The sequence below is a fragment of the Micromonospora zamorensis genome (assembly GCF_900090275.1).
Lineage (GTDB): Bacteria > Actinomycetota > Actinomycetes > Mycobacteriales > Micromonosporaceae > Micromonospora > Micromonospora zamorensis.
This window is the reverse complement of the sequence record NZ_LT607755.1, coordinates 560,662-584,065: the sequence shown is the minus strand read 5'-3', so window position 1 is coordinate 584,065 and position 23,404 is coordinate 560,662. Positions and strand designations below refer to the sequence as shown.

Below are 23,404 nucleotides of genomic sequence, written 5' to 3'. Positions count from 1 at the left end.
ATTCCTCACTCGTACGACTCGGGTTTGGCGGTGCGGCTCATCAGGGCTTCCACGGCGAGGCGTGGGTCCATCCCCTCGTGGCAGATCCGCTCGACGTGCTCGGTGATGGGCATCTCCACACCGTGCGCGCGGGCCAGGTCGCGAATCGCCAGGCAGCTCTTCACACCCTCGGCGGTCTGCCGGGTGGCCGTCTGGGCCTGCTCCAGCGTCTCGCCCCGGCCCAGGTGCTCGCCGAAGGTGCGGTTGCGGGCCAGCGGGGACGAGCAGGAGGCGACCAGGTCGCCCATTCCCGCGAGGCCGGCGAAGGTGATCGGGTCCGCGCCGAGCGCCACGCCCAGCCGGGCGGTCTCGGCCAGCCCCCGGGTCATCAGCATCGCCCGGGTGTTGTCGCCGAAACCCATCGCGGTGGCGATGCCGTACGACAGGGCGATCACGTTCTTGACCGCCCCGCCCAGCTCGCAGCCGATCACGTCGTCGTTGGTGTACGGGCGCAGGTATGGCGTCCGGATCGACGCCTGCACGAGCGCGGTGCGGTGGCTGTTCGTCCCGGCGACGACGGTCGCGGCGGGCTGCTCGGCGGCGATCTCCGGGGCGAGGTTCGGGCCGGACACGACGACCACCCGGTCCGCGGCGACCCCGGCGGTCTCCACGATGACCTCGCTCATCCGCTTGGTGGTGCCGAGCTCGATGCCCTTCATCAGCGACACCAGGGTGGAGTCGGGGTGCAGGTGTCCGACCCACTCGGCGAGGTTGCCGCGCAGGGTCTGCGACGGCACCGCCAGCACCACCAGCTCCGCGCCGGTGATCGCCTCGGTCGCGTCGGCGGTGGCGGTGACCCGGGCCGGCAACAGCAGGTCGGGCAGGTACTCCGGGTTGCGGCGCTCGGTCCGGATGCTCTCGGCGACCGGCGCACGGCGGGCCCACACTGTCACGTCACGCCCCGCGTCGGCCAGGATCTTGGCGAACGCGGTGCCCCAGGAACCGGCGCCGAGCACCGCGACGTGGCCGGTCATGCCAGGTCGCCCTGCTGCTCGTGCCGGACGGAGGACCGGGCCGGTCGTTCCCACAGCGGCGGCGGGGTGCCGCCACGGATCTCGGCGAGCATGTCCCGCAGCCGCAACATGATGGTGTCCGTCATCTCCTCGAGGGTGGCCCGGGTCGGCGGGGCGTCCGCCCACCGGCTCAGGTCGATCGGGTCTCCGGCGACGACGGTCACCGGGGTCCGGGGGCGCAGGTTGACGCGGCTGGTCCGTGGGTCGAAGATCCGCTCCGGTCCCCACATCACCACCGGTACGACGGGGGCGCCGGTGGCCAGGGCCAGCCGGGCGGCACCGGTCTTGGCCTTCATCGGCCACAGCTCCGGCTGTCGGGTGGTGGTGCCCTCCGGGTAGATCACCACGGCGCCGCCCTCGTCGAGCGCGGCGACCAGTGCGTCCAGCGAGCGGACCGCGTCGACGCTGCCCCGCTCGACGGGGATCTGTAGGCACCGGTGCAGGATCCAGCCGACCACCGGCACCCGGAACACGCTGGCCTTGCCCAGGTACTGCGGCCAGCGCCCGGAGTCGTAGATGAAGTGCGCGGAGACGAGCGGGTCGGCGTGCGAGATGTGGTTCGCCACGATGATCACGCCACCGTCGCCGCCGAGGTGTTCCTGGCCCCGCCAGGTGCGCCGGGTCCACACGGTCATCACCGGCTTGACCAGCCACACGGCGAACCGTTGCCAGAACCCCAGCCTCCGCCGTGCCACTGTGCCTCCTCGTCGCGCCCCAACCCCGCCGCGAATCCCGCCCGCGACACCCGCAGCGGAAATCATGCCTGCTCGCCCCCGGTACGGCCAGTGAGGGTCCCGCCGTGCGGCTGGCAGGATTGCGGGCGTGAGTCAGCCGAGGTGGGCCGTGGTGGTGCCGGTGAAGCATCTGGCCGCTGCCAAGAGCCGGCTGCGGGGCGCGCTGTCCGGCGTACCGCACGAGGAGCTGGCGCTGGCCCTGGCGGCCGACACCCTCCGCGCGGTGCTGGCCTGCCCGGCGGTCGCCGAGGTCCTGGTGGTCACCGACGACGCCCGGGTCGCGGCGGCGGCGCTGGGCGCCGGGGCGCGGGTGCTGCCCGACGGGCCGGACGCCGGCCTGAACGCGGCGTTCCGACACGGCGCGGCCGGGACTACCGCCGGCTGGGTGGCCGGGCTCACCGCGGACCTGCCTGCGCTGCGCCCGGCCGAGCTGGCCGGCGCGCTGCTCGCGGCGCAGAACGGTCGGGAAGGGGTACGCCGGTTCGTGCCGGACGCGCCCGGCAGCGGCACTGTGCTGCTCGCCGCCCCGCCGGGTGTGCCGCTGGATCCTCGCTTCGGGGTGGGCTCGGCGGTCGCGCACGCGGCGAGCGGGGCGCTGCCCCTGACCGGCGACTGGCCCAGCCTGCGCCGGGACGTGGACACCGCCGCGGACCTGGCCGCCGCCGCCCGGCTCGGACTGGGGCCGCGCACCGCCGCACTCGTCGCCGCCGCCAGCCGTCCGGCCCGCTCCGCCGGGTGACCCCCCGGGTGTACGGTGCCAGCATGCAGGGCACGGTGGCCAGCTATGACGCGGCAACACGCAGCGGTGTGCTGCTGCTCGACGACGGCACCGAGATGCGCTTCCCCGCGCGGGCCTTCGACGCCTCCGGGCTGCGGTTGCTCCGGCTGGGCCAGCGGGTCCGCATCGACACGGATCCCGACGGAGAGGTCGTCCGGGTGACATTGCCGACGATGATCTGAGCCGGCGAGCCCAAGTTCATTTTGCGTTCACCGTAATCGGGTGATTATGAGCGGGTGAGCACCCCTCGCGAGCAACCGGCCCACCCGCCCACCACCGACCTCCGCAACGGCTCCCGCACGCGCGGCACCGACGGCCGCTTCCGCCCGTCCCGCGCGGAGAGGGCCAGCGCCGCCCGCGCCGACACCCTCGCCGACGACCCGGCTGCCGCCTCCTCCGGGCTGGACGAGGTCCTCGACCCCACGCCGAGCGTCGAGGCTGCCGGCCCGACCGCCGGTGGCGTCCACCAGGTCCTGCCCGGCGACCTACCGACCGGCGCCGATGACGAGGACGACGAGCCGCCGGCGCCGCTGCCGGAGGACCGGTTCCTCAACCGGGAGCTCTCCTGGCTCGACTTCAACGCCCGCGTGCTCACCCTGGCCGAGGACCAGCGCACCCCACTGCTGGAACGGGCCAAGTTCCTGGCGATCTTCGCCAGCAACCTGGACGAGTTCTACATGGTGCGGATCGCCGGGCTGAAGCGGCGCCTCTCCGCCGGCCTGCCGGTGCGCGGCGGGGACCGGCTGCCCCTGCGTACCCAGTTGGAGCTGATCGCCGAGCGCACCGCGGCACTGGGTGCCCGGCACGCCGCCTGCTTCGTCGACGACGTGCTGCCCAAGCTGGCCGACGAGGGCATCCGCATCCTGCGCTGGGGCGAGCTGGGCGACCCGGAGCGGGAACGCCTGCGCACCTACTTCCGGGAGCACATCTTCCCGGTGCTGACCCCGCTCGCGGTCGACCCGGCGCACCCGTTCCCGTACATCTCGGGGCGCTCGCTGAACCTGGCGGTGGCGGTCCGCGACCCGAACGGCGGTTCCGAGCTGTTCGCGCGGGTGAAGGTGCCCAACAACGTGCCCCGCTTCGTCCGGGTCGACAGGGGTCAGCCGGGCGTACGGATGCTGCCCCTGGAAGACCTGATCTCGGTGCACCTGGGGCAGTTGTTCAGCGGCATGCAGGTGGTCGAGTGCCACCTGTTCCGGGTCACCCGTAACGCCGAGGTGGAGGTCGACGAGGACCGCGACGAGGACCTGTTGCAGGCTCTGGAACGGGAGCTGGCCCGGCGGCGGTTCGGTCCACCGGTCCGGCTGGAGGTGGCCGCGTCCATCTCCGACCACGTGCTGGAGCTGCTCGTCCGCGAGTTGGACATGGACGACCAGGACGTGCTGCGGGTGCCCGGACTGCTGGACCTGTCCGCGCTGTGGCAGGTCTACGGCGAGGCCGACCGGCCGGACCTCAAGGACCCGCCGTTCGTGCCCTCCACCCACCCCCGGCTCGCCGAGGGCGAGGTGCCGCGCAGCGTCTTCTCCACACTGCGCGACGGGGACATCCTGGTGCACCACCCGTACCACTCGTTCGCGACCAGCGTGCAGCGCTTCATCGAGCAGGCCGCCGCCGACCCGAACGTGCTGGCCATCAAGCAGACCCTCTACCGCACCAGCGGCGACTCACCGATCGTCGACGCGTTGGTCGACGCGGCCGCCGCCGGCAAGCAGGTGGTGGTGCTGGTGGAGGTGAAGGCCCGCTTCGACGAGGTGGCCAACATCGGCTGGGCCCGCACGCTGGAACGCGCCGGCTGCCACGTGGTGTACGGCCTCGTGGGCCTGAAGACGCACTGCAAGACCGCGCTGGTGGTCCGCCAGGAGGGCAACCAGATCCGCCGTTACTGCCACATCGGCACCGGCAACTACCACCCGAAGACCGCCCGACTCTACGAGGACTTCGGGATGCTCACCGCCGACCCCGAGATCGGCGCCGACCTCACCGACCTGTTCAACGTCCTCACCGGCTACAGCCGGCAGACCGCCTACCGGCGGTTGCTGGTCGCCCCGCAGGGCATCCGCACCGGCCTCATCGAGCGGATCGAGCGGGAGATCTCGCACGTCCGACTGGGCATGCCCGGCCTGGTCCAATTCAAGGTCAACTCCCTGGTCGACGAGGGGGTGACCGACGCCCTGTACCGGGCCTCCCAGGCCGGCGTCCACGTCGACCTGCTCATCCGGGGCATGTGCACGCTGCGTCCCGGGGTGCCCGGGCTGTCGGAGAACATCCGCGTCCGCTCGATCCTCGGCCGTTTCCTGGAGCACTCGCGGATCTTCCGCTTCGGCAACAACGGCGAGGCGGAGTTCTGGATGGGCTCGGCCGACCTGATGCACCGCAACCTGGACCGTCGGGTGGAGGCGCTGGTGAAGGTGACCGACCCGATCGCCCGGGCCGAGCTGGACCACGTGCTGACCGCCGCGATGAGCCCGGACGTGGACGCGTTCGAGCTGGCCGGCGACGGCAGCTGGACCCGGCGGACCAGCGCCGACGACAACGCCCGGGTGCATCTGCAGGAACTGTTGTTGCGCCGCGTCGGTGGCACGGCCGGCTGAACGATCAGCGCATAGGCTGAGCTGATGGTCGAGGAGGAGCAGAAGTACGAGGTGGACGACGCCTACGTGCTGCCGGACCTGACCGCCACGGCCCCGGCCGGGGGTCGGGTCCGGGCGCTGCCACCGGTGACGCTGGTCGCCCGCTATCTCGACACCGTCGACCTGCGGCTGGCCCGCGCCGGTGCCTCACTGCGCCACCGCAAGGGCGACGAGCTGCCCTGGACGGTGAAACTGCCGACCGGGACACCGGGTGTCCGGCACGAGATCTCCCGTCCAGGGCCGAAGGGGCGGCCACCACCGGAGCTGGTGGAGCTGGTCACCGTCCTGCACCGGGGGGCGCCGCTGGCCCCGGTGACTGTGGTGCGGACGGTGCGGCACGCGTACGAGGTGTGTGACAAGGCCGGCGCGGTGCTCGCCGAGGTGGTGGACGACCGGGTGACCGTGCTGGACGACTCCGGCGCCACCTCCGACACGTTCCGCGAGGTGGAGGTGGAGCGCAAGGCCGGCGACAGCGAGCTGCTCGACCGGATCGGCGCGGTGCTGCGCGAGGCTGGCGCCCGGGGTGGGTCGTTCACCCCGAAGCACGTACGGGCGCTGGGCGAGACGGCGCAGGCCGATCCGGATCTGGTCGCGCCGGCCGGGCTGACCGCCGAGGCGAGCGCGGGCGACGTGGTGACCGAAGCGGTCCGCAAGGAGATCCGCCGGCTGCTGGCGCACGACCCACTGGTCCGGCTGCGCGCCCCGGCCGCCGGTGGCGACACCGCCGTGCACCAGATGCGGGTCGCCTGTCGACGCCTGCGCAGTGACCTGCGCACCTTCAGGCCACTGCTCCGCAAGACGTGGTCCCGTCCGCTGCGTGACGAGCTGCGCTGGCTGGCCGGTGTCCTCGGCGCGGCCCGCGACGCCGAGGTGCTGCGCGCACGGCTGCGCCGCACCGCCGACGCCGACCCGCTCAGCCCGCTCGACCAGGGCGCGGTGGACCGCCTGGACGAGGTGCTCGCCCAACGGCAGCGGACGGCGCACGCCGCCATCGACGAGGCGCTGCGCTCCGCGCGTTACCTGGCCCTGGTGGATTCCCTGGTGCTGGCCGCCCGCGCGCCCCGGCTCACCCGCAGGGCGGCCGCGCCCGCGGGTGAGGCGCTGCCTGCGCTGGTGGCCCGTCCGTGGACGCGGCTGGCCGGGCCGGACGGGGTCGACGGGCTCGACGCACAGTCGCCGGACGACAGTTGGCACGCCGTTCGCAAGGAGGCCAAACAGGCCCGCTACGCGGTCAACGCCGTGGCACCGACGGTCGGCAAGGGCGCACGTCGACTGTCCCGCGCCCTGGCCCGGGTGCAGGACGTGCTCGGCGAGCACCAGGATGCGGCAGTCGCGGCGGACACCTGGCTGGGGATCGCCGCCGAGCGGCCGGATGACCACGAGCTGGCGGTCACCGCCGGGCGGCTCGCCGAACGGGAACGCGGGTCCGTACGCCGCACGCGCGGCCTCCTACCGGCCGCCTGGCACCGGGCGACCCGGCGACGGCGGACCAGTTGGCTGCCGTGATCGGCATCCGGGCGGCGGGCGGGGTGGCCTGGCGGCCGACCCCCGACGGCGTACGCGTCTGTGTGGTGCACCGCCCCCGCTACGGCGACTGGACGCTGCCGAAGGGCAAGCTGGAGCCGGGTGAGCACGCGCTGGCAGCGGCGGTCCGTGAGGTGGCCGAGGAGTCCGACGTGCGGGGCGTACCGCAGGTCCGGCTGCCGTCGGTGCGGTACCGCAGCGAGGGGCAGGCCAAGCTGGTCGACTACTGGTCGATGCTCGCTGTGGCCAGCGGCGGTTTCCAACCGGACACCGAGGTGGACGACATGCGCTGGCTCGCGGTGGACGACGCGATCCGGTTGGTCAGCTACCCGCACGACGCCGAGGTCCTGGCGGCGTTCGCCGCGCTGCCGCCGGTGACCGCGACTGTCGCGCTGGTCCGGCACGCACACGCAGGCAAGCGGGCCACCTGGTCCGGTCCGGACGTCGGGCGGCCCCTGGACGCCGAGGGACGGGCCCAGGCGAGCGCCCTGGCCGACCTGGTCGCCCTGATCCGGCCGTCCCGGCTGGTGTCGGCGTCACCGCGACGGTGCGTGCAGACACTGGACCCGGCGGCGGCGCTGCTCGACCTGCCGATCGAGATCTGCGGCGACCTGGACGAACCCCAGCCCGGCCAGCAGAGCGACGAGCAGATCCTGGCCACCGCCGCCCGGCTGCTGGAGTTGGCCAACGCCGGTGGGCAGGTGGCGGTGTGCAGCCAGGGCAAGGTGCTGCCGGGCGCCCTGGAGCAGCTCACCGGCCGCACCGACGAGGACTTCACGACGCCCAAGGGCGGCGGTTGGCTGCTTGCCTTCACCGCCGACCGCCTGTTGGCCGTCGACCGCCTGTAGGGCGTGTGTGGGAAGTGCTGGCCGGCCTGCGCCGGGCCCAGCCGCCGCCCGGCGGCGTTGTCGCGGTGTTCGGATACAACACCGGTATCCGAACACCGCTCCGCCTTGCCGGACGACACCTGGACTCCGGCTCAGCTCGACCGACACTTCCCACACACGCCCTGGGGCGTGTTTCAGCGGGGCGGGAGGGTCAGGGTCACCGCGACCGGCAGGTGGTCGCTGGCCGTGCTGCGGGGCGCCACCGGGTCGCCGGGAGTCAGGCCGGGCGAGACGAAGATGTGGTCGATCTGCTGGCGCGGGTCGTCCGCCGGGCTGGTCGCCAGCGGTCGGGCGGTCGCGAACGCGTCGGTCAGGCCCGCGTCGGTGAACTCCGTGTACGCCTCGTCGCCGGGCTCGGTGTTCAGGTCGCCGGCGACAACCAGGGGTCGGCCGGCCGCGTACCGGGTGGCGAAGTCCGCGACCGCGCGGGCCTGCACCACAGGGCCCCGCCCCGGTGGCGGTTGCAGGTGGGTGCTGACCACGGCGGTACGGACACCGTCGCCCAGGTCCAGCGTGACGGCGAGGGCCTGCGCACCGGTGGGCGCCCCGACGGCCGGCAGCGGGCGGCTGCGCGGGTCGCGCATCGGCCAACGGCTGAGCACCGCGTCACCCCAGACCGGGTCGGCGGCCGGCCCGAAGACGTACGGCATACCGAGCCGGCCTGCCAGCAGGTCCAGGGTGTCGTGCCCACCGTTGAGCAGCCAGGCGCGGTCCACCTCGCTGAGCAGCACCACGTCGGGTCGTTGCCGTTCGACGACCTCGGTGAGGCCGGGCAGGTCGAACCGGCCGTCCAGCCCGAAACCCATCCGGATGTTGTAGGCCACCACGGTCAGCCGCTCCGGCGGGCCGTCCCGGTTGCTGGCCACCGGGATGTCGTCGGCGAGCACCGGCGCCAGCAGGGCCAGCGCGGTGACCGCTGCGGCGGCCCGTAGTGGCGGAAACGGCCCGGGGAGCCGGTGCACGACGGGACGGGCGGCGAACGCCACGACGGCGGCGAGCCCGGCCACCAGCACGGGCACCGCCGCGTTGGGGTAACCGAGGTCGTAGGCGGAGTAGTACCCGACCGCCCCCAGCGCGAAGATGAGCATGCCGGCGGCCACCGCGTACCCCCGGCGGGCCGCTCTGGCGCTGGCGTTGCTGGTGTCGCTGGCGCTCGCGGTGTCGCTGGCGTTGCCGGCGTCGCTGTCCGGGCCGCTGGCGTCGTCGGTCAGCGCGAGGCAGGCACCGAGACCGACTGCGGCGAGCAGGACGGCCGGGAGGAGCAGGTCACCCCTGTCGAGGGCGAACAGCACCGCGCCGGCCAGCAGCGCCACCGGCCCGTACGCACGGCTCCACCCCCGGGGCGGTCGGGTCAACGCGGTAAACAGGAACCCGGCGACCGCCACCGGCACCGGCGCCAGGCCGAACAGCGGCGAACGAGCCACGCCGTCCCCGGCCACCAGGAACGACATCCCGGTCCGGGCCAGCGCCGGGGAGAGCGCCACCATTCCGGCCAGCAGCAGCGCCGGCCCGGCCAGCAGCCAGGCCCGCACCCCACCGGTACCGGTCACGCCATCGGCACGGGTGCCGGGCTGCGCCGTCCCGAGCACGAACAGCACGACCGCGACGGAGCTGAGCAGCCAGGCCAACCAGCCGCCCCGCCACACCAGGTCGACGGTGTCCAACACCGCGTGCAGGGCCGCGTTGACAGCGAAACCCAACGCCAGCCCCGGAACCGGGCGGTCGGTGTCGGCGGCGACGCCGACCAGCCAGACCAGCCCGGCGAGCAGCCCGGCGGTGGCCAACCAGAGCTGCGTACGCCCGCCGGGTGTTGCGGTGAGCGCGAGCCGGGCGACGGCGAGCAGAACGGCGGCGACGACCGTGACGGGGCGGGCGCCGACCCGGCGGACCACAGCGGGTGCGCCCAGCGCGAGCACGAACCAGCCGAGGGCGAACGCGCCCATCAGCTCGGCCGGCGTGGACGCCGCCTGGCCGAAGATGGTGATGATGCCGGGCAACCAGACCCGCAGCACGTCGATGAGCAGGATGACGCCCAGCGCGAGCGTCCCGGTGGTGAGCTGGCGGTAGCGCACCGGCGCCCCATTTCGCGTCGACGGGCCGGCGGAGGGGGACCGGCACGGCGATTCTGCGCGAGCGAGGCGAGCGGGTCAACGGTCCCCGTACGCCGAAAGGGCGCCCACCCACGGGTGGACGCCCTTTCGGAACAGGTCGGTCAGCGCTTGCTGGCCGCCTTCTTGGCCGGAGCCTTCTTCGCCGGCGCCTTCTTGGCCGCCGCGCTCTTGCTCGCCGCCGCGGTGGTCTTCTTCGCCGCGGTCGACTTGGTCACCGCGGTGGTCTTCTTCGCCGCCGCGGTGGTCTTCTTGCTGGCGGCCGTCTTGGTCGCCGTGGTGCTCTTGCTCGCCTTGGCCGGGGCGGTCTTCTTGCTGGCGGCCGTCTTGGCCGTCGTGGTGCTCTTGCTCGCCTTGGCCGGGGCGGTCTTCTTGCTGGCGGCCGTCTTGGCCGCGGTCGCCTTGGTGCCAGCCGCCTTCGTGCCGGCAGCCTTGGTGCCAGCCGCCTTGGTGCCGGCTGCCTTGGTGCCGGCCGCCTTGGCCGTGGCGGTGCTGGTGGCGGCCTTCTTCGTCGCCACCGTGGCCTTCGGCACCTTGCCGCTGGCCACCATCTCCTTGAACCCGGCGCCAGCGCGGAAGGTCGGGACTGACGTCTTCTTGACCTTCACCGCCTCGCCGGTACGAGGGTTGCGCGCTGTTCGCGCGCCACGTACACGCTTTTCGAATGCTCCGAATCCGGTGATCGCCACCTTCTCGCCCTTGGTGACTGCCGCCTGGACCTCGGTGAGGACCGCGTCGAGCGCGGCCGTCGCCATCTTCCGGTCCCCCAGGCGAACAGCGAGCGCCTCGATGAGCTCGGCCTTGTTCACGACTTCCTCCCGATTGTGCAACTGACTCGACGCGAGCCATTCTGCGCGCACGTTATGCCCTGTGCTGCCGAGACACAAACATTCGGTAGAAAAAAGCCCTTGTGTCGTAACGGATTCACCCCCACCGGTTGGACCGATGGGGGTGGAATTCGCTGTGTGAGCGGGCGTACGGCTATGCCACGGAGGGCAGGAACGGCAGTCGACGCGCCTCGTAGGAGTCGATGTCGGCGGCGTGCCGAAGGGTGAGTCCAATGTCGTCCAGGCCCTCCAGCAGCCGCCAACGGCTGAAGTCGTCCAGCGGGAACGACCAGCTGGCGTCCCCCGCCCGGAGCTGGCGGGCGGTCAGGTCGACGGTCACCGGGGTGGTCGGATCCGACTCGACCAGATCCCACAGCTCTTCGACGGCTTTCAATTCCAACTCGACCGGCAACAGACCTTCCTTGAGGGCGTTGCCACGGAAGATGTCGCCGAAGCGCGGGGCCACCACCGCGCGGAAGCCCCAGTCCCGCAGGGCCCACACGGCGTGCTCCCGGGAGGAGCCGGTGCCGAACTCCGGGCCGGCGATGAGGATCGACGCCCCGGAATAGCTGTCATCGTTGAGCACGAATTCCGGATCTTCCCGCCACGCGTTGAACAGCCCGTCGGCGAAACCCGTCCGGGTCACCCGCTTGAGGTACACGGCGGGGATGATCTGATCGGTGTCCACGTTGGACCGGCGCAGCGGCACGGCGGTGCCGGTGTGGGTGGTGAACTTGTCCATCTCCTCGGTCCCTTCTACAGGTCGGCGGGGGCGGCCAGCCGGCCGACCACGGCGGTGGCGGCGGCGACCGGTGGGGAGACCAGGTGGGTACGCCCACCCCGGCCCTGACGGCCCTCGAAGTTGCGGTTCGAGGTGGACGCGGAGCGCTCGCCCGGCTTCAGCGTGTCGGGGTTCATCCCCAGACACATGGAGCAGCCGGCGAACCGCCACTCGGCCCCGGCGTCGGTGAAGACCTTGTCCAGCCCCTCGACCTCGGCGGCCTCCCGCACTGCGGCGGAACCGGGCACCACGAGCATCCGGACGCCGTCGGCGACCTGGTGCCCCCGCAGCACGTCGGCGGCGGCCCGCAGGTCCTCCAGACGACCGTTGGTGCAGGAGCCCACGAAAACCACGTCGATGGGCAGCTCCCGCAGGGGGGTGCCGGGGCGCAGGTCCATGTATTCCAGGGCGCGACGCGCGGCGGCGCGCTCCGAGTCGGTGGTGAACTCCTCCGGGTCCGGCACCGGTGCGCTCAGCGGCGCCCCCTGGCCGGGGTTGGTGCCCCAGGTGACGAACGGGGTGACCCGGCTGGCGTCCAGGGTCACCTCGGCGTCAAAGCGCGCGCCCTCGTCGGTGGGCAGCGTCCGCCACCACGCCAGCGCCGCGTCCCAGTCCGCGCCCTGCGGCGCGTTCGGCCGACCCTTGAGGTACGCGAAGGTGGTCTCGTCCGGCGCGATCATGCCGGCCTTGGCGCCCCACTCGATGGACATGTTGGCGATGGTCATCCGCCCCTCCATGGAGAGGGCCTGGATCGCCTCGCCGCGGTACTCGACGATGTGCCCACGCCCACCGCCGGTGCCGACCTGGGTGATCAGCGCCAGCACCAGGTCCTTGGCGGTGACGCCGGGGGCGAGGCGGCCGGTGACGTTCACGGCCATCGTCTTCGGCCGGCTCTGCGGCAGCGTCTGGGTGGCCAGCACGTGCTCCACCTCGCTGGTGCCGATGCCGAAGGCGAGCGCGCCGAACGCGCCGTGGGTGGCGGTGTGCGAGTCGCCGCAGACGATCGTCATGCCCGGCTGGGTGACACCGAGCTGCGGGCCGATGACGTGCACGATGCCCTGGTTGTCGTCACCGAGCGGGTGCAGCCGCACCCCGAACTCGGCGCAGTTGCGGCGCAGCGTCTCGATCTGCGTACGCGACGTGGGGTCCTCGATGGTGAGCAGGTCACCACGGCGGAGGCGGAACGCCGGGTCGGCGTACCCGGTCGGGGTGTTGTGGTCCTCGGTCGCGAGGGTCAGGTCGGTACGACGCACCCGGCGCCCGGCGAGCCGCAGCCCGTCGAACGCCTGCGGGCTGGTCACCTCGTGCAGGAGGTGCAGGTCGATGAAGAGCAGGTCCGGCTCACCAGCGGCAGACCGTACGACGTGCGTGTCCCAGACCTTCTCGGCCAGGGTCCTCGGCTCAGGAGTGACTCCCACCATCTGGACATCCTAAATTCTGGGAGGTAAGTTTCGGCTTGTGGGACACAGTATGAGCGGTGTCGGCGTTCTCGACAAGGCGGTGGTCATCCTGGCCGCCTGCGTCGACGGCGCCAGCCTGGCCGAACTCGTTGAACGCACCAAGCTGCCCCGAGCCACCGCGCACCGGCTGGCACAGGCCCTGGAGATTCACCGGATGCTGGTGCGCGACACCCAGGGCAGGTGGCGACCGGGCCCCCGCCTGGGTGAGCTGGCCAACGCCGCACCGGACGTTCTGCTCACCGCCGCCGAGCCACTGCTGGCCGCCCTGCGCGACGCCACCGGCGAGAGCGCACAGCTCTACCTGCGCCGCGCCGACGAGCGGATCTGCGTGGCGGCGGCAGAGCGCGCCAGCGGCCTGCGGGACACCGTTCCGGTCGGCTCGGTGCTGCCGATGACGGCCGGCTCCGCGGCCCAGATCCTGCTCGCCTGGGAGCCGCCGGAGGCGGTGATGCCGTTGCTGCCACGCAGCAAGTTCACCGGCCGGACCCTTGCCGAGGTACGCCGTCGTGGCTGGGCGCAGAGCGTCGCCGAGCGGGAGGCCGGCGTGGCGAGCGTCTCCGCGCCGATCCGTGACCGCACCGGCCGCGTGATCGCCTCGGTGAGCATCTCCGGCCCGATAGAGCGCCTGGGCCGCCGCCCCGGCGAACGCCACGCCATGGCAGTGGTGAGAGCCGGCCAACGCCTCTCCGGCCTCTAACCCCACCCACCCCACCCCTGTCCCCCGCCCCCTCCCACCCAGCCCGGGTGATCAAGAAGTTTGCGTCATGACACGCCGGAAGCGGTGACGCAAAGCTCTTGATCACCGAGGCAGAGGTGGGGGTGGGGTGGAGGCGGCCGGGGGCCGGGGGCCGGGGGCCGGGGTGGGGTACGGGAAAGCCCGTCCTGCCATTGGCGGGACGGGCTTTGGGTGTTGTAGCCCCGACCGGATTCGAACCGGCGCTACCGCCTTGAGAGGGCGGCGTCCTGGGCCACTAGACGACGGGGCCAGAACTTTTCCGTTCACCGCCCTCGCGGGCGGCACGGCTGTAGTCTAGCGGCACCGTCGCGCCGGCGTGATCGCGGGGTGCGGGCGCACAGAGGGCGCACAGCGGCTGGCGCGGACCACAAAGCGGACAACAAAACAGCCCGCCTCACCAGGTGAGACGGGCTGTGCACAATGTAGCCCCGACCGGATTCGAACCGGCGCTACCGCCTTGAGAGGGCGGCGTCCTGGGCCACTAGACGACGGGGCCAGAACTAGCTTTTGCTCCCCCACCCGTGCGGGCGGAGGAGCTGCACTCTACCGAAGACCACTCTCCGCCCCCGAAGGGGCGGAGTCGAACTCCGTCAGAATCCAGCGTCTGGAACTCTCGCGAATTCCAGCAGCGCTGGGGTACCAGGACTCGAACCTAGACTAACTGAACCAGAATCAGTCGGGCTGCCAATTACCCCATACCCCATTGGCACCTTGCGGCGCCGGGAGTGAACTTTACCCTCCCGGTGCCGACTGGCCAAATCCGATCCCCCCGAACCACTCGTGAGCTGCGGAAACAGGGGCATCGGACGGATCAGGCGACGGGAACCACCGGGTTGGTGAGCTCGCCGATGCCCTCGATCCGCACGGTGACCGTATCCCCCTCGACAAGCGGGCTAACCCCGGCCGGAGTGCCGGTGAGAACGACGTCTCCGGGCAGCAGAGTCATCACGTGCGAGATGTACGACACCAGGCCCGCCACGTCGAAGACCATGTCCTTGGTCCGGCCGAGCTGGCGTACCTCCATCTCCTCCGGGTTGCGACCCACCTCACAGCGGATCTCCACGTCGGAGACGTCCAGACCGGTGGTGATCCACGGACCGATCGGGCAGAACGAGTCGAAGCCCTTGGCCCGGGTCCACTGCCCGTCCGAGCGCTGGAGGTCCCGCGCGGTGATGTCGTTGGCGCAGGTGTAGCCGAAGATGGCGCGTTCGGCGGCGGCCCGGTCGGCGCGGCGCGCCCCCGGTGCCCCGATCACGACCGCGAGTTCCGCCTCGTGCTCGACCTGCTTGGAGAAGATCGGCAGTCGGATGGCGTCGCGGGGGCCGATCACCGAGGTGGACGGCTTGAGGAAGAGCAGCGGCTCCTTGGGCACGTCGTTGCCGAGCTCGGCGGCGTGGTCGGCGTAGTTGCGGCCGACGCAGACAACCTTGCTGGGCAGGATCGGCGAGAGCAGCCGAACGTCGGAAAGGGCCCAACGGGCCCCACTGAAGGAGAGTTTGCCGAACGGGTGGCCCTCGATCTCGGCGATGGTCAGGCCCTGCGGCCCGGCCTCCGCTTCGCCTTCGACGGCACCGAACGACATTCCCTTGGCATGGGCGAAACGAGCGATACGCACCCGGCCAATCTAGCCCCGCCGACACCTGCACCGGCCAGGACCGGCCGTGCGGTGTGCGCAACACGTCAGCGCGGCACCCTATCGGAGCAGGAGGTGAGCGGGGCGGTCTTCCCGACTTCGTACCCGCACGGAGGCAACTCGCCCCTACCGTCGGCTCCGGAGGTTCGTTCGTATGCCTGCATCGACACGACACCACAGAGCCCTCGCAGTGTTCGTACACTGCCTCGGCATCCTCGCCGCCGTGCCGGCCCTGCCGTCGGCGGCCCCGGAGGCGGCGGCCACGCCACGACCACCGGCCGCCACGCCACAACCAACGACCGCGACGCCACGGTCACCGGCTGCGGCGCCGCCAGTCGCCGCGACGCCACGACCGGGCGCCGCGCGGCCACCGGCGGAGACCGCCGGGCCGACCGTCACGCAGCCGCCGGTCGCGGTGGTCGCGTGGCTGACCGAGCCCACCCCGCCCTCGGCGCCACCGGCGGTGGCACCACCCTCCCGGGCGCCGGCGTCAGCGCCCCCGCAACAGGTCACGGTGGCGGTCGCGCCGGAGAGCAGCCCGGCGCCGAGGTACCGGATCCAGGTGCGCAACGTGGGCAACGCGCCGGTGGACACCACTGTGCGTCAGGAGCTGCCGGCCGGCTCGTCGCCGACCGCGATCAGCGCCGGCGGCCGGTCCACCAGCGCCGGCGGGTCCAGCACGGAGGTGACCTGGCGGTTGCGGCTGCCGGCGCACAGCAGCACCACGCTGGGCACCGCCCTCGCCGCGACCGCGCCGGGCCAGCCGCTGACCGCGCCGGCCTGCGCGTTCACCAGTGACGGCAGCCGGCCGTACGACTGCGCGACGGCCACCTGGAAGGCGGCGGGAGCACCGGCGGCCGAGGTCACCGAGGCGCCGCCCTGGCGGCGGTACCCGGTGCTGCTCGCCGGCCTGGCGGTCCTGCTGCTGGTCAGCGCCGCGCTGCTGTGGGTGTGGCGACGTCGGCGCGGGCGTCGGGTGACGGCTGCCGCACTGGCCACCAGCGGCGGGCCGGAGGGTGATCGCGGGACGATCTATCCGCGTCCGGCAGCCCCGAGGCCGGCGAGTCGTCGGCGTACCCCGCCGGTCTGGTTGTTGGTGGGTGCCGCCGTCGTGGTGCTGGCCGGTGTCGTCGGCACCGCCGGCTGGACGGCGACCCGGCAGGTCTCGGAGATCGACACGCAGAAGCAGCCGACCAGCGGCGCGTGGAGGGGTAGCGGTGTGACCGGACCGGTGGGTGTGCCGCTGCGTGAGTCGGCGTTCGAGTTCACCGTGTACCGGATGTCGTGTGGTGCGCCCGGCTCTGCCGCGAAGACCGACGGCGGTGGTGCGGCACCGGCCAACGGTCGACGCTGCCAGGCCACAGTGGGTGTGCGCAACGTCACCGGGGACCACCAGCCCTGGCACGGTCAGCTGCAACGGGCGTACCTGCCCGGCGGGCGCTGGGTGAGCACCGACGAGCCGGCCACCCGGGCGGCCAACCTGGGTCGGGACATCTTCGCCGACCCGATGGCTGCGGGCACCCGGATGGTGCTCCCGCTGGTCTTCACCGTCGACGGGCGGGACCCGCCCCAGCAGCTGGAGCTGCGCAGCGGGGTGTTCTCCGCCGGCGTCCGGGTGCACATGCCCTGACCGGTGTGCGGGCGGCGGTCGTACCCTGGGTGCGTGACCGCCGCCCTCGCCCCCGCCGTGCTCGACGTGGCGCAGTGGCAGGCCCGCCGACGGGCCCACGAGGAGCGCATGGACGTCTGGCTGACGCCGCACCTGGCCCGCCGGCGGCGTGGTGAACGGCATCCGGTGGCCGACTTCCTGTTCACCTACTACTCGCACCGCCCGGCCCAGCTCCGTCGCTGGCACCCGGGGGCCGGGGTCGAGCTGCGCGACGCCGACCCGGCCGAGTTCGGCCGGGACTACAGCGCCACCGCCGCCGGGGTCACCCTCGACACCGATGCGGTACGCGCGCGGCGCGGCGAGTCGATCACCTGGATCCGCTCCCTGTTGGCGGCCACCGCCGGGCGGGCCCCGCACTTCGGCTGCTTCGGGATGCACGAGTGGGCGATGGTCTACCGGCAGACCCGTGAGGAGCTGCGGCACAACGCCTGGCCGCTGCGGCTGACCCCGGAGCGGACCGCCGCGGTCGTCGAGGAGCGCGGCGTGCGGTGCAGCCACTTCGACGCGTTCCGGTTCTTCACGCCGCCGGCTCGACAGTTGAACCTGCTCACCCCGACCCGGGAGACGCAGCACGCACTCGAACAGCCGGGCTGCCTACACGCCAACATGGATCTCTACAAGTGGGCGTACAAGCTGTCCCCGCTGGTCACCTCGGAACTGGTGGCCGACGCGTTCGAGCTGGCCCGGGAGATCCGCACGCTGGACATGCGGGCCAGCCCGTACGACCTGGCGGCGCTGGGCTGTCCGCCGGTGCGGGTGGAGACGCCGGAGGGTCGGGCGGAGTACGCGGTGGCGCAACGTGGGTTCGCCGACCGGGCCGCTGTGCTACGCGACCGGCTGCTCGCCGCCGTCCCGGCCTGAGCCGGCCGACCGGTCAGTCGTCGTCGGCGCGGCGGTCGCGTTTGCGCTGGGACTGGCGCTTCTTCTCGGCCAGCCGGCGTTCCTTGGCCCCCCGCGACGGGCGGGTCGCTCGGCGGGCCGGCGGTGGGGGTGCGGCGGCCTCCCGCAGCAGGGCGGTCATCCGTTCGCGGGCCGCCTCCCGGTTGGCCAGTTGGGCCCGGTGCTCACTGGCGGCGATCGTCAGCACCCCGTCGACCAGGCGGTTGGCCAGCCGGGCCAGGGCCCGCGTCCGCAGCCACTCGGGCACGGCCGGCGAGTTGGCCAGGTCGTAGCTCAGCTCGACCCTGGAGTCCGCGGTGTTCACTCCCTGCCCACCCGGCCCGGACGAGCGGGAGAAGCGCTCCCGCAGCTCCCCGGCGGGGACGACCCACCGGTCGGTCACCCGCAGTCCGTCGTCCACGCCCCGAGGCTAACCCGCGACGACCCGCCGGGGGTCATCGGTGCGGACGCTCACTCTGCGGCGGGGACTGGCTGGGCGTCGGCCCGGCGGTTTCCTCGTCGGCGCCGACCGCCGCGTACGCCACCGCGCCGAAGAGCAGCAGCGCGATCACAGCGGCCTTGACGACGAGCCCACGGACGAGTGTCCAGGCGCCTCGACGGGCGCCCGGCACCGATTTCTTGACGGTCTGGTAATCGTTCCACCCGCGTCGTGCCCGGGCGTACGCCGACCCCACTGCACATCCAATGACCAGGCCCACCAGCAGGAGGACCGCAAGAAGGGGACTCTCCACCTCCGCCAGTATCCATACCGACCGTAATATTTCCATGGCCCGATGCTGTCCCGCCGGATATCTGACAGTGGCCGCGCTGCCACCGCCCGCCGCGAGGCCGTCCGGGCAGCTCAGCCACCCTTGCCGATGATCGTGTCGGCGGTCTGCTGCACCTGGTCGATCGGGATGGCGAAGCCGATGCCGATCGATCCGTTTCCGTCGATGGTGGCGATGGCGGTGTTCACCCCGACCACCTCCCCGCGGGCGTTGACGAGGGGCCCTCCGGAGTTGCCGGGGTTGATGGAGGCGTCGGTCTGCACCGCAGTGTGCCGGTTGTTGCCCAGCCGCACCTCGCGGTCCAACGCGCTGACGATGCCCGCGGTGACCGTGCCGGCCAGGCCGAGCGGCGAACCGACGGCGAGGACCGGCTCGCCGACCCGGGTCGCTCCCGGCTTGGCCAGGGGCAACGGGGTGAGCCCGGCCGATGCCGGCACCTTCAGCACGGCCAGGTCGCTGCGCGGCTCCCGTCCGACCACCTCGGCGGCGAACCGGCGGCCGTCGGGCAGCTCCACTGTCACCGGCCCACCGCCCCCCTTGGCCAGGATGTGGTCGTTGGTGATGAGGTGCTGCTGGTCGTCGACGGCGAAGCCCGACCCGGTCGCGGACCCGCTGGTCGTGGACCCGCCGGTCGCGCCGCCGCCGGCCAGCACCGACACCACCCCGGGTACGGTCCGCTCCGCCGCCGTGACCAGCTCGGCCGGCACCGGGGCGGCGGACGCCGCTGCCGGGCCCCCAGCCCCGTCCCGGCTGGCCACCACGCCACCGGCGAGAGCACCGGAGACCGCGGAGACCGCCACCACGGCCAGCACGGCGAGCAGCCGCCCAGGCTGTCGCCCGCCCGGTTCCCGCTCGGGTGGGTCCCACCACCCGCGCCCGTCCGGGTCGAGTTCCGGCGAGATGAACCAGGGACCGCGCGGTTCGCCCAGTCCGGTCTGCACTGCCATGCGTACTCCTCACGGTCGACGTCGGTCGTGCGCGGCGATCAGGGCAGCCGGGAGAACCAGCGCATCGAGCCGGCGGCGGCACCCATCGCGAACACCAGTCCGAGGCCGATGAACCGGGCCGAGACGTCCTGCCGCTCGGTGCGGTATCCGACCGAGCTGCCGATGTCGTCGTAGACGGCTCGCAGCTCGTCGGTGGTGCTGGCCTCGTGGAACATGCCGCCGGTCTCCTCGGCGACCGCCTTGAGCGTCTGCCCGTCGACAGGCACCTGGATGGGCCGTCCGCCACGGTCCACGAACCCGGACGGTGTGCCGAACGAGATGGCGTGCACCGGCACCTCGGCCGTCACCGCTTCCGCCGCCGCTTCCATCGGGTCCATCCCGGAGGTGTTGGCGCCGTCGGAGAGCAGGATGATCCGGGCCGGCGGCGTCTCCTTGGCGGCCTCGCTGTCCAGGCTCTTGACCGCGCCGAGCGAGGTGTTGATGGCCTCGCCGATCGCGGTGCCCTGCACCCCGGTGATTCCCTCGGCGAGCCGGTCGATCCCCTCGTCGAGGGCGCCCCGGTCGGTGCCGGGCGGCACCAGCACGGCTGCGCTGCCCGCGAAGGCGACGAGCCCCACGTTGAACTCGTCGGGCAGGCCCTCGACGAAGCGCCGGGCCGCCTGCTTCGCGGCGGTCAACCGGTCCGGTTCCACGTCGGTGGCGAGCATCGACGTGGACACGTCCACCGCCACCATCACCGTGGCGCGTTCCCGGGGCACCCGGACCTCGGCGCTGGGTCGGGCGAACCCGACCACGAGCAGCGCCAGCATGGCCAGGAAGAGCCCGGCCGGCACGTGCCGGCGCCAGGCGGGCCGCTCGGGCGCAACCCGGTCCAGCAACCGCAGGTTGGTGAAGCGGACCGCGTAGCGGCTGCGTCGGCGCTGCACCACCAGATACGCGACGACCAGGGCGAGCACGCCGAGCAGCAGCCAGAGTCGCAGTGGCGACTGCCAGATCACGCGACACCTCCCCGTCGGTGGCCGGCCGGCGCGGCGGCCAGCCGACGTTGGGCGTGGACGTGCCGGACGATGTCCGCGCTCCAGTCCCCGTCGGTGCGCAACGGCAGGTGGGTGACCCCGCTGCGGCGCAAGGCCTGGCGGACCTGATCGCGTTGGGCGGCGGCGGCCTCGGCGTACCGCTCCCGCAACCGACGGTCCGATGTGCACACCTCACGGCAACGCCCGGTCTCCGGGTCCATCAGCGTGATCAGGCCGACATCCGGCAGCTCCAGCTCACGCGGGTCGGTCACCTCGATCGCCAGCACCTGGTGCCGGGCGGTCAGCCGGCGCAGCGTCCGTTCCCAGGGCGCCTGCCTGTCGGGGTCGTCGGGCAGCCCGTCGAGGAAGTCGGACACCACCACGACCAGTCCCCGCCGGTTGGCGATCCGGTGCAGCGCGTCGAGCCCGTCGGCCAGATCCGGCGGGCGGGGTTGTTCCCCGGCCTCCGACCCGGGCGCGGTGGCACGAGGGGCGGCGAGCAGCGCGCGGAGCAGAGCAAGCAGATGGGTACGTCCGGCGCGGGCGGGGAAGCGGCGTACCCCGTCCGCGCGCAGCACCTGGGCGCCGAGGCGGTTGCCGACGCCCGCGGTCAGGAACCCGACCGCCGCGACGGCGGCCACCGCCAACTCCCGCTTGTCCAGCTCGGCGGTGCCGAACTCCATGCTGGCGCTGCCGTCGACCAACAGCCAGGTGGTCAGCTCACGGTCGGCGTCGACCTGCCGGACGTGCGGTACGGCGGTACGGGCCGTCACCGCCCAGTCCATCCGGCGCACCTCGTCCTCGCCCGGCCGGTACTCGCGGCTGCCGGCTGGTTCACTGCCCGGTCCGGGCAGCAGGCCGCGGTACTGGCCGTGCAGCAGGCCGTTCAGTCGGCGGGTGACGGTCAGCTCCAGGCGGCGCAACCGCTGGTCGGGGGCCAGCTCGGCCAGGCCGGGGTCGGCCGGCGCGGCGGCGGGTGTCACGTGCACGCGTCTCATGCCGCCGCCAGGTCCGGCGTCTGCTGTGGGCTGGCCAGCCGAGGCGGTGGCACCGCCTCGACCAGTCGGCGCACCACACTCTCGGCCGACACCCCGTCGGCCACCGCGTCGAAGGAGAGCACCAGCCGGTGGGCGAGGACGTCGACGGCGAGTTCACGGACGTCCTCGGGCAGCACGTACTCCCGTCCCCGCAGCAGGGCCTGCGCCCGGGCGGCCGCGACCAGGCCCAGGGTGGCCCGCGGGCTGGCCCCGTACGCCAGCAGTGGTGCGATCTCCGGCAGCCCGAACCGGCCCGGGTCCCGGGTGGCGAGGATCAGCCGCACCACGTACTCGGCCAGCGCGTGGTGGACGAAGACCCTCTCGGCGTGGAGCTGGAGGTCCCGCAGCCGTTGGGCGTCGAGCACCCGCCGTGGGCTCGGCCGGTCGGTGCTCATCCGGTAGAGGATGGCCAGTTCGTCGGCGTCGCTGGGGTAGTCGACCACCACCTTCATCAGGAACCGGTCGCGCTGCGCCTCCGGGAGCTGGTAGACCCCCTCCGACTCGATCGGGTTCTGGGTCGCCAGCACCAGGAAGGGCTCCGGGACCGGCCAGCTCCGCCCGCCGATCGAGACCTGCCGTTCGGCCATCGCCTCCAGCAGCGCCGACTGGACCTTCGCCGGGGCACGGTTGATCTCGTCGGCCAGCACCAGGTTGGCCATGATCGGGCCGAGCTCGATGTCGAAGGTCTCCTTGGAGGCCCGGTAGATCCGGGTGCCGACGATGTCGGAGGGGACCAGGTCCGGAGTGAACTGGATCCGCGAGAAGCTGCCGCCGACCACTGTGGCGAGGGTCTGGGCGGCCAGTGTCTTGGCCACGCCGGGCACCCCCTCCAGGAGACAGTGCCCGTTGGCGACCAGTGCGGTGAGCAGGCGTTCGACGAGGCGATCCTGCCCGACGATCACGCGTTTGACCTCGAAGAGGGTCTGTTCCAGCTCGGCGCCCGTCGGCTCGGGATCGACCGAGCTGGGCATGCTGGCCAGGGTGTCCGAGATGTCCGTCACGGTGCTTGCTTCCCGGGCACGTGCCCGGCAAACGTGGGATTGTGCGGGCCGGACCGCCCCGGGGTGACCCGAACGGGGATGAGCCGCGCGAACGGGTGAAGAACGGCACGAGGCACTCGGCGACGGCCGATCGACTCGGGACCACGGAAACCGGACCTGGCAGGAAACCGAGTGGATCAGAGCCGGAGTCGGGCTGGGACCGGTGGGCCCCGCAGCGGACATGGTGCGGCCCCCGCGCACGAGGCGCGGGGGCCGGACGTCGGTCGATCAGGGGAGGTGGACGACCAGGTGGAAGCCCAGGTCGGTCGGGGTGCCGGCCGAGTTGCGGGTCTGCACGAAGACCCCGTTGGGCGTGCTGAGCCGGGGCGCGACCGAGATCTCGCCGGCCGGCGGGATGCAGCAGGCGTCAGCCCGGCCGACGGTGGCCACGAAGACGCCCGACGTGACGGTGTAACCGAACTGGACCTCGTACTGGCCGACGCCGTACTTGATGACGGTGCCGACGCCGCGTGCCTTGGTGCCGTTGGAGTTGACGACGACCACGGTGGTGCTGGCGACCAGCGTGGTGGCCGCACCCGACTTCAGCGCGGCCTTCGCCATCCGGGCCGACTCGGCGGTGACCGGCGGCTGGGAGTTCGTGCCGCGGGCCGCGGGCTGGACAGCCTCCTGCGGCGCCTTCGCCGACGGCTGGGCGATAGCGATCCCCCCACCAGCCAGGCTGAGCGCCAGGACGGCGAACGTGACCGCTGCCGCCTTACGTCGGAAAGATGTGCTCATGACAGGTCCCCCTTGTGTGACCGTGCGAATTCGGCCGACCCGCGGGGCGGGACGGATGACTGCCCTCAAATAGGCGGCACGACGACGGCAGGGCGGGGGCAAGTTGTTTCTCCTGCACCCAGTGAGGTTGATTTCTCAAC

At 72.7% G+C, this 23,404-nt stretch carries 22 protein-coding genes and 3 tRNA genes; 8 read left to right on the top strand and 17 right to left on the bottom strand.

The window, feature by feature from the left end; genetic code table 11:
- Positions 1 to 5: 5 nt before the first annotated feature.
- Both GA0070619_RS02655 and GA0070619_RS02650 read right to left on the bottom strand, forming a co-directional pair.
- On the bottom strand, positions 6 to 1,013 hold the full coding sequence (locus tag GA0070619_RS02655; RefSeq protein WP_088946580.1) for an NAD(P)H-dependent glycerol-3-phosphate dehydrogenase: 1,008 nt from the start codon (positions 1,011 to 1,013) through the stop codon (positions 6 to 8).
- Positions 1,010 to 1,747 carry a lysophospholipid acyltransferase family protein gene (locus tag GA0070619_RS02650; protein WP_088946579.1) on the bottom strand — a complete coding sequence of 246 codons (738 nt, stop codon included), beginning with the start codon at positions 1,745 to 1,747 and terminating at the stop codon, positions 1,010 to 1,012. The genes GA0070619_RS02655 and GA0070619_RS02650 overlap by 4 nt, the downstream gene beginning before the upstream one ends.
- A gap of 127 nt (positions 1,748 to 1,874) precedes the next feature.
- Between GA0070619_RS02650 and cofC the strand changes: the two genes are divergently transcribed.
- From cofC to GA0070619_RS02625, 5 genes are read left to right on the top strand one after another with little or no spacing between them, the layout of a single operon-like run.
- Positions 1,875 to 2,525: a 2-phospho-L-lactate guanylyltransferase gene (cofC, locus tag GA0070619_RS02645; protein ID WP_088946578.1), complete on the top strand. Its 651-nt coding sequence runs from the start codon at positions 1,875 to 1,877 to the stop codon at positions 2,523 to 2,525.
- A 23-nt stretch (positions 2,526 to 2,548) separates the two neighbouring features.
- Positions 2,549 to 2,746: a cold-shock protein gene (locus GA0070619_RS02640; RefSeq protein WP_030335323.1), complete on the top strand. Its 198-nt coding sequence runs from the start codon at positions 2,549 to 2,551 to the stop codon at positions 2,744 to 2,746.
- A 54-nt stretch (positions 2,747 to 2,800) separates the two neighbouring features.
- Entirely contained in the window at positions 2,801 to 5,155 is a 2,355-nt protein-coding gene (locus GA0070619_RS02635) for an RNA degradosome polyphosphate kinase (RefSeq protein ID WP_088946577.1), read from the top strand.
- A gap of 24 nt (positions 5,156 to 5,179) precedes the next feature.
- A complete protein-coding gene (locus tag GA0070619_RS02630) occupies positions 5,180 to 6,700 on the top strand; it encodes a CYTH and CHAD domain-containing protein (protein WP_088946576.1) in 1,521 nt (506 codons plus the stop codon).
- The gene (locus GA0070619_RS02625) at positions 6,688 to 7,566 is read left to right on the top strand and encodes an NUDIX hydrolase (RefSeq protein WP_088946575.1); all 879 of its coding nucleotides are present in this window, start codon (positions 6,688 to 6,690) and stop codon (positions 7,564 to 7,566) included. Before GA0070619_RS02630 ends, GA0070619_RS02625 begins: the two co-directional genes overlap by 13 nt.
- Positions 7,567 to 7,739: 173 nt before the next feature.
- Here the strand turns inward: GA0070619_RS02625 and GA0070619_RS02620 are convergent, their stop codons facing one another.
- The 4 genes from GA0070619_RS02620 to leuC form a co-directional block, all read right to left on the bottom strand.
- On the bottom strand, positions 7,740 to 9,677 hold the full coding sequence (locus GA0070619_RS02620) for an endonuclease/exonuclease/phosphatase family protein (RefSeq protein ID WP_088946574.1): 1,938 nt from the start codon (positions 9,675 to 9,677) through the stop codon (positions 7,740 to 7,742).
- Between the two features lie 140 nt (positions 9,678 to 9,817).
- Positions 9,818 to 10,522, bottom strand: a complete 705-nt coding sequence (locus GA0070619_RS02615; RefSeq protein WP_172861965.1) for an HU family DNA-binding protein — start codon at positions 10,520 to 10,522, stop codon at positions 9,818 to 9,820.
- A 172-nt stretch (positions 10,523 to 10,694) separates the two neighbouring features.
- The gene (gene leuD / locus GA0070619_RS02610; RefSeq protein ID WP_088946572.1) at positions 10,695 to 11,282 is read right to left on the bottom strand and encodes a 3-isopropylmalate dehydratase small subunit; all 588 of its coding nucleotides are present in this window, start codon (positions 11,280 to 11,282) and stop codon (positions 10,695 to 10,697) included.
- A gap of 14 nt (positions 11,283 to 11,296) precedes the next feature.
- Positions 11,297 to 12,742 (bottom strand): 3-isopropylmalate dehydratase large subunit, encoded by a 1,446-nt coding sequence (leuC, locus tag GA0070619_RS02605; RefSeq protein ID WP_088946571.1) that lies wholly within the window; start codon positions 12,740 to 12,742, stop codon positions 11,297 to 11,299.
- A gap of 49 nt (positions 12,743 to 12,791) precedes the next feature.
- On the opposite strand from leuC, the gene GA0070619_RS02600 reads away from it, so the two are divergent.
- Positions 12,792 to 13,478: an IclR family transcriptional regulator gene (locus GA0070619_RS02600; protein WP_007456408.1), complete on the top strand. Its 687-nt coding sequence runs from the start codon at positions 12,792 to 12,794 to the stop codon at positions 13,476 to 13,478.
- 216 nt (positions 13,479 to 13,694) lie between these two features.
- On the opposite strand, the gene GA0070619_RS02595 is transcribed toward GA0070619_RS02600, so the two are convergent.
- The 4 genes from GA0070619_RS02595 to GA0070619_RS02580 form a co-directional block, all read right to left on the bottom strand.
- Positions 13,695 to 13,767: transfer RNA gene (locus GA0070619_RS02595), tRNA-Glu, on the bottom strand.
- A gap of 173 nt (positions 13,768 to 13,940) precedes the next feature.
- Positions 13,941 to 14,013, bottom strand: a tRNA-Glu gene (locus tag GA0070619_RS02590).
- 135 nt (positions 14,014 to 14,148) lie between these two features.
- Positions 14,149 to 14,220 (bottom strand) — tRNA-Gln (locus GA0070619_RS02585).
- A gap of 108 nt (positions 14,221 to 14,328) precedes the next feature.
- Entirely contained in the window at positions 14,329 to 15,132 is an 804-nt protein-coding gene (locus tag GA0070619_RS02580; protein WP_088946570.1) for a fumarylacetoacetate hydrolase family protein, read from the bottom strand.
- Between the two features lie 172 nt (positions 15,133 to 15,304).
- On the opposite strand from GA0070619_RS02580, the gene GA0070619_RS02575 reads away from it, so the two are divergent.
- Both GA0070619_RS02575 and GA0070619_RS02570 read left to right on the top strand, forming a co-directional pair.
- Positions 15,305 to 16,780, top strand: a complete 1,476-nt coding sequence (locus GA0070619_RS02575) for a hypothetical protein (RefSeq protein WP_088946569.1) — start codon at positions 15,305 to 15,307, stop codon at positions 16,778 to 16,780.
- A gap of 33 nt (positions 16,781 to 16,813) precedes the next feature.
- Positions 16,814 to 17,680: a 3-methyladenine DNA glycosylase gene (locus GA0070619_RS02570; RefSeq protein ID WP_088946568.1), complete on the top strand. Its 867-nt coding sequence runs from the start codon at positions 16,814 to 16,816 to the stop codon at positions 17,678 to 17,680.
- Positions 17,681 to 17,693: 13 nt separating this feature from the next.
- Here the strand turns inward: GA0070619_RS02570 and arfB are convergent, their stop codons facing one another.
- The 7 genes from arfB to GA0070619_RS02535 all read right to left on the bottom strand — a co-directional run bounded on the left by arfB (position 17,694) and on the right by GA0070619_RS02535 (position 23,264).
- The gene (arfB, locus tag GA0070619_RS02565) at positions 17,694 to 18,119 is read right to left on the bottom strand and encodes an alternative ribosome rescue aminoacyl-tRNA hydrolase ArfB (RefSeq protein WP_088946567.1); all 426 of its coding nucleotides are present in this window, start codon (positions 18,117 to 18,119) and stop codon (positions 17,694 to 17,696) included.
- Between the two features lie 34 nt (positions 18,120 to 18,153).
- Positions 18,154 to 18,450 (bottom strand): hypothetical protein, encoded by a 297-nt coding sequence (locus GA0070619_RS02560; RefSeq protein ID WP_088946566.1) that lies wholly within the window; start codon positions 18,448 to 18,450, stop codon positions 18,154 to 18,156.
- A 110-nt stretch (positions 18,451 to 18,560) separates the two neighbouring features.
- Positions 18,561 to 19,433 (bottom strand): S1C family serine protease, encoded by an 873-nt coding sequence (locus GA0070619_RS02555; protein WP_088946565.1) that lies wholly within the window; start codon positions 19,431 to 19,433, stop codon positions 18,561 to 18,563.
- A gap of 38 nt (positions 19,434 to 19,471) precedes the next feature.
- Entirely contained in the window at positions 19,472 to 20,431 is a 960-nt protein-coding gene (locus tag GA0070619_RS02550; RefSeq protein WP_088946564.1) for a VWA domain-containing protein, read from the bottom strand.
- Positions 20,428 to 21,447 carry a DUF58 domain-containing protein gene (locus tag GA0070619_RS02545; protein ID WP_088946563.1) on the bottom strand — a complete coding sequence of 340 codons (1,020 nt, stop codon included), beginning with the start codon at positions 21,445 to 21,447 and terminating at the stop codon, positions 20,428 to 20,430. The genes GA0070619_RS02550 and GA0070619_RS02545 overlap by 4 nt, the downstream gene beginning before the upstream one ends.
- The gene (locus GA0070619_RS02540; RefSeq protein WP_088946562.1) at positions 21,444 to 22,487 is read right to left on the bottom strand and encodes an AAA family ATPase; all 1,044 of its coding nucleotides are present in this window, start codon (positions 22,485 to 22,487) and stop codon (positions 21,444 to 21,446) included. Before GA0070619_RS02540 ends, GA0070619_RS02545 begins: the two co-directional genes overlap by 4 nt.
- Positions 22,488 to 22,754: 267 nt before the next feature.
- On the bottom strand, positions 22,755 to 23,264 hold the full coding sequence (locus tag GA0070619_RS02535; RefSeq protein WP_088946561.1) for a hypothetical protein: 510 nt from the start codon (positions 23,262 to 23,264) through the stop codon (positions 22,755 to 22,757).
- Positions 23,265 to 23,404: the final 140 nt, after the last annotated feature.

Coding starts and splice junctions, on each gene's coding strand:
- GA0070619_RS02655 (WP_088946580.1), bottom strand. CDS start 1,013: ATGACCGGCCACGTCGCGGTGCTCGGCGCCGGTTCCTGGGGCACCGCG.
- GA0070619_RS02640 (WP_030335323.1), top strand. CDS start 2,549: ATGCAGGGCACGGTGGCCAGCTATGACGCGGCAACACGCAGCGGTGTG.
- GA0070619_RS02630 (WP_088946576.1), top strand. CDS start 5,180: ATGGTCGAGGAGGAGCAGAAGTACGAGGTGGACGACGCCTACGTGCTG.
- leuD (WP_088946572.1), bottom strand. CDS start 11,282: ATGGACAAGTTCACCACCCACACCGGCACCGCCGTGCCGCTGCGCCGG.
- leuC (WP_088946571.1), bottom strand. CDS start 12,742: ATGGTGGGAGTCACTCCTGAGCCGAGGACCCTGGCCGAGAAGGTCTGG.
- GA0070619_RS02600 (WP_007456408.1), top strand. CDS start 12,792: ATGAGCGGTGTCGGCGTTCTCGACAAGGCGGTGGTCATCCTGGCCGCC.
- GA0070619_RS02575 (WP_088946569.1), top strand. CDS start 15,305: ATGCCTGCATCGACACGACACCACAGAGCCCTCGCAGTGTTCGTACAC.
- GA0070619_RS02555 (WP_088946565.1), bottom strand. CDS start 19,433: ATGGCAGTGCAGACCGGACTGGGCGAACCGCGCGGTCCCTGGTTCATC.
- GA0070619_RS02545 (WP_088946563.1), bottom strand. CDS start 21,447: ATGAGACGCGTGCACGTGACACCCGCCGCCGCGCCGGCCGACCCCGGC.
- GA0070619_RS02535 (WP_088946561.1), bottom strand. CDS start 23,264: ATGAGCACATCTTTCCGACGTAAGGCGGCAGCGGTCACGTTCGCCGTC.